The following is a 12504-nucleotide window of genomic DNA, read 5'->3' as shown; positions in this document are numbered from 1 at the left end:
ATTTTTCTCCGTTTTTTTTTATGCGCAAAAAAACACATTTGAAGTATCAAAAAAATAACTACGATTGCAGATAACAAAAAAGTCACTGTGCGACGTGTGCGCCGTGCGACGGCGCAGAGAGGCCGAGATTCTCGGTCCTTCAAACCGTATTACTCGCACAGTACTCGCACAATCCGCACAACTGTTGCGTCTTTCTTCAGTTTTTCGATACTTGCATCATTCGGACACCTGATCGCGGCCGTTCTTCTTGGCCCGGTACAAAGCTGCGTCCACTCTCTTTTTGAACTGTTCACCGCTCTCGCCGCACTGAAATTCTGCAATCCCGATACTCACCGTCAGCCGCCTTCCATCAGGCAGCACACAGGAGTCCTTAACCGTTTTGCGGATGCGTTCTGCCAGAGTTCGCACATCATGGAGGCACGCCAACGGCAATAAACCGATAAATTCATCACCGCCGAAACGCGTGACAGGGTCAGACTCACGGCATGTGCGGCGCAAAACCTTGGCGAAATCACGCAGGATGGCGTCGCCCGCGTCATGGCCGAAGCGATCATTGATGTTCTTAAAGTTGTCGATATCCACCATGAACAGGCTGATCGTCACATTGTGACGGTTAGCAATGAGCACCTCTTCCTGAAGACGCATTTCGAACAAACGGCGGTTCGGCAGTGTCGTCAGTTCATCCGTCAGGCTCAGCTGGCGAAGTTCCCTGCGGACCTCTTCCAATTCCTTCACGCGGCGCGCCAGTTCCTGTTCCAGGCGTTTCTGTGACGATATGTCGACAATGACGCCCACGAGACCTTTTTGCTTAAACCCGGGCGTGACAAAGCCTTTTGCCCAGTACAGGGAGGAACATTGGCCCCGGCCTGTTTTATAGGAGGTTTCGTAATGTACCTCGCCACCGCTCCGGATGGCTTCCGCATCTTCTTTTTGATATTGCCACCGCTCTTCCGGACTCAAGTAGTCGAGCTCCAGCACAGTACGATTCAGCAGCTCTTCCCGCCGGACGGAAAAAAATGATTCGTATGCCTTATTAAAAAAACAGAACCGGGTATCGCTGTTTTTGGCGAACACCGGGTTAGGCAGCTCATTGATGATAGTTTCAAGAAGATCCAGCTTCCATAACAAAACGTCAAGGCTGGTCTGCGGAATGGGCTCTTCCGCACTCTTATCCGTTCCATGTGGGTCGCTTGTCGACATGATGTGGCCTTTTGAGACAGAACTTATTGTAATGCGTTCCGACAGACCGTCTGGAAACGAAAGCACGTTGTTCAGCCAATGGTCCCAGCCGTCCATGGAGATGCGGATTCCATTGTCCAGCAGGCGTGTGTAAAGGCAAAGCTGGTAAACTGGCAGCATTGGTCTGCAGTAAAAATATTCGATGTCCCATGTTTTGCCAAGGGCTCCTCCTGATCCGCAACGCAAAAAAAGTCTCAAGGTGTTAATAGACACCAGGGCAACACCTTGCGGCTCTAACCGTCTAGTATGCCAGCAGATTAAAAAGTTATGCACTGTGATACGCTGCAGATTTTGACTTATAAAGCCCCGGATTTCTCGGGGGTGAGAGAGTTCGATAAAGGCATTTCACCCCCTATCAAGACTATCCCCTTCAGTTGTCATCGCTGAGATCTCTAGCGTTTTGATCTAGATTTGTTTGGTAATATGCTTAAATCATTAAGTTAAATAGCTAAATGCCCTGTCGTGCGCTGTTGCCCTGACTGTGGTTTATAGTTCGCTTCTTGCATTAAGTAGCAATATATATTTAGGGTCATGCCTAGCTGAGAGGCATTTCCCTGAGCATTTTGAGGACGAGTTTGTAAAGGTCCTCGTTTCTGTGGTTAAACCGGAATTCGCATTCTTTCAAATGAAAGTAAAAAGTGTGTTTTGCCAATCCTCTAAAGCGCACAATGCGCGTCTTGGCGAAAGCAAAAAAGCTTTCAATGCCATTAATATGCGAGTGTTTATTGGCAAATTCATTGTTGCCATGTTGCCGATGAAGTGCGCAAACTTGCTGAAAAGACCATGACGGCTACCCAGGAAGTGGGTAAGGCCATCACAGGTATTCAGGAAGGTACGCGTAAGAATATCCACAATGTGGAACAGGCCGGAGTATAGATTGAAGAAGCTGCAAAGCTTTCTGTTCAGTCCGGCGAATCGCTCAAGCAGATTCTTGAATTTGTTCACATGGTAAATGATCAGGTGCAATCAATTGGACAAAATCCTGAGCGACCTGCTCAAGGCGCTTCTCTGCGGTAATGATGCGGTAATCCCGTTTCAGCTCCTTTTCGAGCCACTGCTCTGGTCAGGGGAAAAAGTCACACATACCCCCGGCTTTGCCGGGGGAGGGGGGGCTCATCGTGACTAATCTAACAGTATTGCCTTCTGCATCAGCATTTGGTTGCTCTGGTAGAACGGTACGTCCGTGTTTCCAAGGACAGTGGGTGGCACATTTGACAACTCATTCAGATTGTCCATCGGGACAATAACGCTCTTTGCCCCGTTTTCGGAGAGCATGGTGACCTTGTCCGCAAAATTGATCGCCCGTTCGATGGCACCACCGACTGATATATTTCCGAGGACAGCAAGACCAGCCTTAAGGTTCTTTTTATAGAGAGCCGATACGATGGCGATGTAAACGGCTGAACCTATTCCAGATGAAATCGCAGCCCCCAGAAGGTTGGTAACCTGTATTGTGATATCAAAATTCTTAAGCGAGTGTTTATCACTCAGGATCGTTTTTTCATTGGCCTTGATGTACTGATAGGTATTTTTAATATTTTCCTTCACCGCCGTGTTGTTGACCCCAGTTATATTCAACTTTCCAGATCCTGCAACAGCGACGCTTTCAATTCTTACAAGAGCAACGTTTTCACCATCACTTGTGCTGGTGTAACAGATCCCCGGCGACAGCGGAGTACTCTCGATAAGATGTGATCCTTTTTCTTCGGGGAGACCGACAAAATTCTCTTCCTGAGTTTCCTTATCGATGTAAGAAAAGTTGGTATCCCAGAATTCCATACCACCGATACGCTTGAGCTGCTCTTTTACACGGCGACGCATTTCCAGCGCGATTTCGACATACTCTTTGATGTCTTCCTTGGTGTATTCACCATCCGGATGCATAAGCTTAATCAGCCCGGAAACCGTCTTTTTAACCGGCTTGGTATCACGCTGTTTCAGGTGAGCTCCAAGGGAGTAATGTTTTTCAATCGCATCGGTATAGGTGACCCGTCTCAACGACTTAAGAGCCTCGGAAAAGTAGTCGGTGCTGAATCCAAAGCTGGAGGTGAAGTGTTTAGGGGAAAACTTGATCATTTCCCAGCCGGGCAGGTAAAAATGGATACGATCGAGGAAGGCGGTGTCGCTGTTAACCTCCTCGGATAGCGGACTGAACAGGTGCGAGGTTTGCAGAACCGTCTCAACCGGCTGATTGATATTTCCATTCAGGATGATGGAAGCGACACCCGTGATCTCACCACCGGCACCGGCCCGGGAGAAAGATCCTGATTCCATGTAGTCCTTCATGAGAGGAACGGCATCTCTATCTTTGAATATCTTGTCAGTGGCTTCATCAAAGCAGATGGCATCCCATTGCCCCACTGCACCGACTTTGCCGGTTGAGCCATGGACAAATAATTTGGCAACTGTTCCCTGACCACCTGAAATCAAAACGGCGTAGGGCGTAAGTTCTTTAAAGACAAAGGATTTACCTGTTGATCGTGGCCCCAGCTCAATGAAGTTGAAGTTTGACTCAACCATTGGGAGCAATCGGGACAGCAGGAGCATTTTGATACGATTAGAGACGCCTTCCGCACTTGGCTCATAGCCGCAGCTTCGTAACAGGATGTCGAGCCATTCGCTTTTGGTGAATTCCTTGCGCTTATTAATGATCTTGCTGTTGTCAAAGCTGGATAGCTGGATCGGCTTAATCTCGGTAATTACAAACGGGAAAATATTCTGACCTATTTTTATGTTAGGATCATACTCCACATCAATAATCGCCCAGATGCCGCCCATCAGCATTTTTTCATGCTGCTTTACCAAGACATCGCTGATGTTTCCGTTTTTAATGTTACTGTTCTGAAGTTTTGCCCAGTAAATATCCTTTTTAGAATCCAACTCGACGGAAATCTTGTCGATGATCTTATACCGGCCTTTTTCACGAATCTTTGAATGAATCAGAGAACTCTCTTCGGGATTCACATAGTGCTCACTGAGAACCTTTTTAACGTTCTCCATGCCGGTGCGTATTTTTTCTTCATCATCCGTGGAGCACGAGTTGGCAATCAGGTATTCAAGAACAAATACCGGCACATTTGCCCCAACCTTCACGGAGCGGACAAGATCCTTCTTGACCACGTACCCTCGGAAGTGCTCCAGAAGTTTTATGTCCAAGTCATTCAATACTGCCATAATCAGTTCCTTATCATTAGAGAAGCCCGCCTAAATCTCTGTCATTATTTTGTGTAACAACGGCCCGGTCGAGTTGCTGCTTGGTGGCAGCATCCAGAAGGTGGATTTCGAGTTCCGAATGGCCATCAAACGTATATTCTTTGGTTACCCGCTCATTCCGTTGAATGTTAAACACATCGCTTTTATTCACTTGCTCCTTGTTAGCAAAAAATACCAGGTAGACCCTCCGGTCCATGGAGAATAAATCTCCAGCACCCTTGTCGCCCTGAATCTTGATTAAAAACAGATCGCCAGTGACATCTTTCAGGTCCACTTTGTTTTCAATTGATACAGACAGTGAAGCAGCTGATGCTCCGGACCTCTCCCAGCAGAAGTACGGTGTCACCAGCTCCTGGGGTGATACACCACCATGGGAGAAGCCGTACAACCCCGGAGTCTTGAATGGACTGATGTTCTTTGCAAAATACAGGTAGTCGAATTGCTTGTAGCTCTTTTCTACCTCGATCAGGCCAAGCGTCAGATCAGTTTGCTTTGTTTCTGTGCGGACATATCGTTCTGCCTTGTCACAATCACCCTTTAGTGAAAGAGAAATCTTATCCGCGTTACTCAGTAATCCTGTCAGTACGAAACCGTGATCAGTTACCAAATATACCTTGGCATAACCACTGGCCAAAAGAAGTGTGATCTTTTCAGCAAAGAAATCGATGGTCTCCGGGAAATACTTCAGCGCCTTTTGCTGAAGTTTCTCACCCATGTCATCGATGTCTTTATAGGTGCAAATTAGAACCTGGCCGGGGCGGGCCTCTTCGGTAACTTCATCCAACCTAATAAAATCGATATTGACATCAGGGTTCTGTGCGGCCAGATATTTCTCACGGTTACTCTGGACCGCTTCAGTCACTCCATTGGCCATATAGATGCGGCTCATATTGTTTTCGGTTTCTGAAGGGATATCAGCAAGGATTGAATCCTTCTTGAGGTTGGCTGTTCCTTTAACCCTTGCAGCAACCAATTCCGCTATTTCATAGGCGACACCATCTCCGACAATAACAGCTGTTTTCAACCACCCAGCATCATTGATAATCCGCTGCAGGGTCCCGGTCTGCGTTTCTTTGTAGCCACTCCAGTGCTTGAACCATTTATCGAGGAAGACCGAGACGTGCTCCTTGTATAGCTCCTGAAATGGCTCCAAGAGCTCTTTCTTATTGAGGAACTCCGCGTAGAGGTTCCGGATTGCGGTATCAAGTCTGCAAAAATATTTTTTGTAAAATTCAACACACTCTCTGAATGAGCTCAGGTAGGCAATATCCTTCGGATCAAATTCCAGCAGAGTGATCACATCACTCCAAAAGCAAATGCCAAGAGCTTGTGCCTGTCTGCTTTGATTCCGCTGGCGCAATTTAGCTAACGTTGTTGATATGTATGCTTTATCGGAAATTTTTTTGCCGATTTCAGTCAGCCACCGTTCATCCACCTGCCGGAATGGGTGGTTAATACTGACATTCCAGATAGCCAGGTCCGGGCTAAGCACATAACTGCCAAGGTATCTGTTAAATGATCCCTGGAAAGAGACAGAGTCAAGCCAGCCCGTATAGACCGACTCAAGTATCTTGTTGCAACAACCGGCCGTCAAGCCATCAAGCATGGCTTTTACCACCTCACTGGCCAGCGTAGAGGCGGGCTTGCTCAAGTAATCCCGCCCAAGCAGTTCATTGACTTCTCTGTAAAAAGTTTCGCGAAGCTGTGCGTCGTACTTCTCTTTCGAATAGGTGTCAGGATCATGCACAAACGGCAGCAGCTCTTTGTTTAAATCAAAGATTTCAGTCGCGCCTTTGTGGCTAAGATCCATCCAGTAGGTGCGGTCTTTGCCGACACTGACTTTGGCAGCCGCAATCAGCTCTTCCTTGGGAAGGTTGATATTCAGGTTTAGGGTCTGATGGACCTTGTCTTTGATATAGTTCTGGAGGTAACGGATCTCCAGGCATCCGCAGGTCTCGCAATACTCACGGATGAACTTGAGATCGTCCTTTTTTGAACGGGTATAAACGAGAAAGCGCTGTTGGCTAGGCTGTGCTTTCTCAATAAGGTACTTTGTATGCAGCTCTTCCAGCTCTGAATTTGCTTGGTGGACGGCATATTCATCCTCGATAACCTTCAGCAAAAACTTAGCATCGCCGGACTCATCGATAAATACCGCCACAGAATGGCTTGCATAAATGTCACGCAGGTCATTTTTGAACCACATATCAATCATTTATGAAGCCCCTTAGATTTTGCTAAACGCATGCACTTTGGCCTGATAGAGTTTACGGTTTCCATATTTTGTAAATCTCCTTACGACGGTTGAATGCCTCTTGCCCGCCTTCCATTATCTTTATGATAAGTTTTTGGGTGTCTTGGGCGTCAACACTCCCACTTTGTACGGCCACTTTTTCATCCATGAATGAACAGGCATGCACCAATTCGGCATCCCCTAAAACGGGAATATTAGGGTTGTGAGTGGCGAAAATGAATTGAACCCCGGGCTTCATGTCACGAATCAACTTGATTACATCTTCATATATCGTCTGATTGTCGAGATCATCCTCAGGCTGATCAATGATAATGACATCATTCTCTTTGAGGCTGAGAACGAAAAGAATCAGGGCAGAAGCTCGCTGCCCCAAAGAGTGGTGCTGCAACTCTTTGCCACGATATTTGATGATAAATTTGTTTGGGACCTGATACGTTAGAGCCGATTCAAGGTTGGCTAAAAGACGGTCTGTGAAGAGTAGCGGGTTGCTGCCAAAGTGTTGCTTTGCAGTATCCAGATCTTTGTATATTGACGCGAAATCAGAATACTGGCTGGCAATCCCTTGGAAAGTAGTGTCTCTGAGACCACTTCCTTTACAGTATTCTTTCATAGTATCTACAAAGTTCGCCTTATCGCCTTTGTAGTTGGAATCGATAGTAATTGAGGACGACTCTTTTTCGATTTTTTCCAGCTCGGATTTGATCAGCAAAAATTCTTCATGCCACAAGTCGTTTAACGCTTTAACTTCTTTGAGCAAGGTTTCCTGATGCCCGGCAAACTCGTCTTTCTGCTTCTGGAGCTCACCGATTCGGGTGACTGCTTTTGAACGCTTGGTCTTCAGTGCTAGAAATTCTTCAGAGCTGATATTGGTGTTCCCTGATTCTTTCAGCTCCTCACTCAACTTCCTTTCGATCTCTGCAAACTCATCAACCATCCCTTTGCGAATTGCCTTCATCTCCGTCTGAAGGTCTTTAAGCTGTTGCTGCACAGCAGAATTGTCCAGCTCCCAAACTTTCAATTGAGAAATCAGGGACAAATATTTGGTTTCCAAAATTGTTTTCAGTTTTTCAAACAGTTCAGCATTGTGTTTTGAAACATAGTCTTTCTTGGAGGACAGAACTGATTCATGGTCTGTAGATATGCTGCTGACGTCCTGAGAGAAGAGATCAACCGCCTCAATTGTCGCATCGATCTGCTTTACATCCGTATCGAAATCGAGTCGCTTTTGGAGCTTCTCTTCAACGTTGTGATCCGCATAAAATTTCAGTTGATGGTCGGCATCCTTTTTAATGTCGTTCTGTTCCTTGATCAGCTCATCCAGTCCCAACCCGCTGGTGAGATTACGAACCGCATCAATCACCTTCACTTTCTGAGCAGATATCTTATGCAAAACCTCATCCCGTTTTGAGCCCAGTAACTTGTTCACCAGGTCCTTTTCAAATCCTTCTCCAGTGCTGGACAAATCTTTCTGGCCAAAGTATATGGGTTTCCTGAGAATAGACTCTCTTATTGCCACCCCCTGTAGATCCTGACCGCCATCTTTAACATTCGTATCCTCACCATAAACTTTTGAAATCGTGTAAGCCTTGCCATGTCGGTCGACGACATCCATCTCAACCTTGCCGCCACTCCCCATGGTGTATTTGACCAGATCTTCTTTGTATTTTTTATCACCCGATTTTTCACCGAATGGAATTTGAAGGGCATAGCGTATCACTTCAAGAATTGATGATTTCCCACTTCCTCGAATTCCAATCATGGTGTTGAGTTCAGCAGAGAAATGGATTTGCTTTTCCGCCAAGGTGCCACCGGTAAAGCGGATATTCTGAATGCGGGAGTGGTTATGCTGAACAGGATTGACAGCAACACGGCTGTCCTTGTCCACAAGGGCGAATTTTACGGCATCAAAAGAGAAGGCTCCCAGCTTCAGGTAGCACGACTTTCCGTTGCCTATGTCTGCGATGGTTTTACAGTCAGAGCCTTCAACTTCCGCTGGATACCAATCACCAAGCCAGTCTTTTACTTTGGTTCTGCAAACCTTATCTGATTTGTCGTGTGTTCGAACCTTCTGAAACCCAAGAGTCCTGTAACGCACTGTTTCATATCTTTTATCCTTAAAATCCCCGAGCTTTCCTCCGCCCATTTCACACCACAATCCACTTCTCTGTTCTACATGGGCAAAAATGAGGAAGTAGTCACGGCCTGTTTTCTCCAACTCCTCAACAGCCTGTAGTATATTCTTGTCACTTCTGCCATTTTCATTCTGGTACTCTGATTCAGCCTTTCCTGGAAACATGGTTGTAATGAAGGGAGATATGTAATCATTACCGTTTTCCAGCCATTGATCACTAAAGACTATCAAGGTATGAACGCCGTTTGAGCCATCATTTACGGACAACTCAACCCCCGGAAGCAGGCAGATTTCCTTTTTGGAGGCCGTCTTCTTTAAAGCCTTGAATTCAGATGCATCAAACTTGTTATGGTTGGCAATCACGCCGAGTCTGATTTGGGTCTTTTCCAAGCCATCAACATAGTCTGAGAAGTAGTAATCCTCGCTTTCAGAATACTTGAATTCCTTGTCCGCCTTGGTGTGAAGATGAAAATCAGCCCTGAGCCAAGTCGCACCTGAACGAAAAACTGCACATTCTTTTTGTTCTGTTGGCATAATCAGCTCTCCCTACCAGTCCGCATTAAGGTACTTTTTAAGTTGGCCTGCATTGAGCACCTCGTAGGGGATCAAACCCTTTTTCTGCAGGGGAGCGATGTTTTTGCCGACGCCATCGTCGAGGATCGGGTTGTAGCCTTCGGCGAGCAGCTCATCAATCTTCTTCTTGAAGGCTTCGATCTCTTTGAGCTGTCTGAAGATGCGGTCTTTTTCGTTCTGGGCATCGGCGCTTTCGTTGCCGGAGAGGTCGCTCTGGTGGTTGATCAGTGAGCGCTCTCGATGCTCGATATAGACCGAGCGCAGGCGCATCAGTTTATCGCGGCTCCACTTGTAAATGATGATGTAGCAGTCAAAGCCCTGTTCCGGGCCACTGGAGAGATGCCAGATAAACGGCGTCTTGGGCAGGTACATGAACAGGTTCAGGTGGTCGGAAAGTTCCGCAAAGAAATAGTTATTCAGGTACTCGTGGATCGGGCGACCAAGCACCGAATCAAAGCTGGAGTACTGTGCTGAGCTGAAGCCTTTTTCCCGAAACTTTTCCTCGATGCGGTCCAGCAGCACTTTTTCACCGGCATTGGGCACCAGCGGGATAATACCGTCCTCATCCTCCATGAGGATCTCTCGGACCATGTCAGCCAGAAACTCCATGGCCAGCGTATGCATCCGCTGTTGCGGGATCACGTTGCTCTGCTTGAACCAGTACCAGACGTTGATCGGGTTGACCTGATGGCGGATACAAAACTCTTCCAGATCGTTATTGCTCTGGTAGAGGCTTCCGAACCCGCTTTCAATGACCTCGCGCTCTTCGGCCGTGAACTGTTTTGTCGGCAGAGCTACGATAAACTCACGGATGGCATCCAGCGGGAACTCCTTGGTTGCTTCGGTTTCAGCCAAATAGGCATCCCGAGCCTCATGAGAAACCGGCAGGCCCCCAATGCTCTTACCTTCTTTGGCCAGCACCATCGCCTTGTCATGTTCGGTCAGGTCATAGGCCTCGAATATCTGTTCATTGATGATGGCCTCATTGATGAGGACTTGTGCAATGAGATGGTTTTCATAGTTGAAGAATATTTTTAGGCTTCCATTGCCAGGATATGGAGTCTTAGCGAAATTCACTTCTACCAAGGAGTAGACGCATAGAATTTGTTTTATTTGAGCATTTGTCTTTGAAAGTTTCGAAACCATTTCCTCCTGAGTTTTTGATGGCGGGGTAAATGGTATTCTTTTAATATCTCCAACTTGTGTTTTTACAGTTGGATTCAAGCAGCTTATTATGTATGAAGCCAACTTTGTATTAATAAACCCAAGAAGGTAGTTGATGCCATAATCGTCCTTCGGAAATATCAAAGGAGCATCGTTATCGAACATATTGCCTGCAGGCATATATCGAAATGAGGTCCCCTTTGAGCTCGAACCTGAAAAATTCACCCCCTCTCTGTAATAACCTTTAGATGGACTAGAAGAATTTGTCTCCAATACATTTACAGTAGCCCATAGGTTTCCAAACCACTTATTGTGGGGGCCGCCCTTACCGTACAACTTCCATTTTTCAGATTCCTCGTAATCACGTTGATCGGCCGCAATTTCCCACCAAAGGCGGAGAAATCTGTTGTTATTGCCAGTCTGAAGACCGTTTTTTATATGGAAAAATTTTTCCAGAGAATCAGCCCCAAACTTCTCCCGGAACTCATCAGAGATCCAGTAAATGAATGGCCAGGATTTAATGATCTTCAGCTTGGATTGTGGAATGCGATATAACAGTTCATGTGTGTTACCAGCGAGGAACTTTTCATAGGCACCAAATAGAGCGTCATAGCGCTTGGTTTCATACAGGTGATTGAGTTTTACAAAAACTGCATCTTTTTCCTGATTGTTATTCTTTTCCAAAATGTAAAGAGCGCTATCAACCCGAGCTGATGGGTTGAACATACCTAAGTAGCCCCATTCAACAAAAAAGTTGATATGGGTTTTATCGATTATGAATTTACGGACATCTTCAAATGTCTTGATATACATGAACGTTGGAGGATGAACCATTGCAACAAAACCAGCTTTTCCTGTGAAGTCATAGCACCGCTTAATAAACGTGGCATACAGGTTGGTGTGGAACTTGTACGGCTTCTTATAGTTATCCTCAATGAACTCTCTCAGGTCTGGTCCGAAGTCGGCGCTGTCCGTATAAGGTGGATTTGCCGTAGCTACATCGTATTCTGTGGTGAGCAGTTCAAGGAACGTGATAGCGTCCCTGGTCTTGCTGGTCAGGAAGGTATTGCCCTGCGCCTGTGCATATTGCTCAACCGCCGTATTTAGATTGGCAAAAAAGGTAGCAGCAAAGCTTTTGTGGGCGGCTATTTCCATCAGAGTAAACAGTTCCGGCTGTGCGGAACTTTGTTTGGCTTCCAGTGCCTTCAGCTTAGCCTTGACCTTTTCATCCAGACGGATCAGTGAGCCGAACTTGTAGGCATATTGAAGGTCGGTCCAGACCTCTGCAATAAGCTCCTGCTGACTTTTCTCCAGCGTGGAGCCTTCGGTAAAGATGTGCTCAACGGTTTCGTATTCCGGCAGGTAAAAGTCCGAGGAGACCACGTTGAAGGCAAGTTCACCGATGGTGCGGCGTTTCTTCTTGGCCTTGATAAACAGACCGAGCTGGGCCAGCTGAACAGCCCGGTCATCCAGATCGATGCCGTGCAGGTTGTTTTCGATGATCAGCTTAGGGATGTCCTTTTCATCGTAATCGGCTCCGAAGTTATCGATCTGATCCACATAGAGCTCATAGAAGAAATCAAAAGCGTAGAGCAGGAAATTGCCCGATCCACAGGCCGGGTCAATGGCTTTGACTTCATGCAGCGGTTTGGGTTTGCGCTCCTGTTTTTGTGGTGCGTTGGCAATTTTGTATCGGCGCTTGATCTCGGAATCCGGATACATCTCCAGATAGAGCTTGCCCAGTGAGTTCTCCACCAGAAACTGTACCACCCAGCGGGGTGTGTACACCTGTGACTGCAAGGAGACCTTGTTGTATTCGGTCTTGTCGCCGCTGTCTTTGTGGGCCTTTTTCTTGACGTTGTTGTAGCTCTCATACATCCAGCCGAGAACGTCGTCGCTTTGCCAGATGTCGCTGCCCACCTGGCTATCC

5 protein-coding genes and 1 pseudogene (1 of these 6 running past the window's edge) are annotated in these 12504 nt (G+C 46.7%); all 6 read right to left on the bottom strand.

The annotated features are described in order from the left end of the window. Positions 1–216: 216 nt before the first annotated feature. Positions 217–1452: a sensor domain-containing diguanylate cyclase gene (locus V6C07_RS03455; RefSeq protein WP_333534976.1), complete on the bottom strand. Its 1236-nt coding sequence runs from the start codon at positions 1450–1452 to the stop codon at positions 217–219. 322 nt (positions 1453–1774) lie between these two features. Beyond that, a pseudogene (locus V6C07_RS03450) lies at positions 1775–1990 on the bottom strand (IS1595 family transposase); the annotation flags it as partial. Between the two features lie 371 nt (positions 1991–2361). Then, positions 2362–4413, bottom strand: coding sequence for a protease Lon-related BREX system protein BrxL (gene brxL, locus V6C07_RS03445; RefSeq protein WP_333534974.1), 2052 nt, complete (start codon positions 4411–4413; stop codon positions 2362–2364). 16 nt (positions 4414–4429) lie between these two features. Continuing rightward, the gene (locus V6C07_RS03440) at positions 4430–6667 is read right to left on the bottom strand and encodes a hypothetical protein (protein ID WP_333534973.1); all 2238 of its coding nucleotides are present in this window, start codon (positions 6665–6667) and stop codon (positions 4430–4432) included. 52 nt (positions 6668–6719) lie between these two features. Beyond that, positions 6720–9371: a TrlF family AAA-like ATPase gene (locus V6C07_RS03435; protein ID WP_333534972.1), complete on the bottom strand. Its 2652-nt coding sequence runs from the start codon at positions 9369–9371 to the stop codon at positions 6720–6722. Between the two features lie 12 nt (positions 9372–9383). Further along, on the bottom strand, positions 9384–12504 hold the 3' portion of the coding sequence (gene pglX, locus V6C07_RS03430) for a BREX-1 system adenine-specific DNA-methyltransferase PglX (RefSeq protein ID WP_333534971.1). It continues 521 nt past the right edge of the window; only the last 3121 of its 3642 coding nucleotides appear in the window; the start codon falls outside the window, past its right edge; it ends in the stop codon at positions 9384–9386.

The sequence above is a fragment of the Desulfovibrio sp. 1214_IL3152 genome, from assembly GCF_036763055.1.
In the GTDB taxonomy this organism is placed as follows: domain Bacteria; phylum Desulfobacterota; class Desulfovibrionia; order Desulfovibrionales; family Desulfovibrionaceae; genus Desulfovibrio.
Note: the sequence above shows the minus strand (reverse complement) of the source record. Positions and strands in the feature narration are given on the sequence as shown.

Bases quoted from the DNA above. Each gene is read 5' to 3' on its own strand.
- V6C07_RS03435 (WP_333534972.1), bottom strand. From the start codon at position 9,371: ATGCCAACAGAACAAAAAGAATGTGCAGTTTTTCGTTCAGGTGCGACT.
- V6C07_RS03440 (WP_333534973.1), bottom strand. From the start codon at position 6,667: ATGATTGATATGTGGTTCAAAAATGACCTGCGTGACATTTATGCAAGC.
- brxL (WP_333534974.1), bottom strand. From the start codon at position 4,413: ATGGCAGTATTGAATGACTTGGACATAAAACTTCTGGAGCACTTCCGA.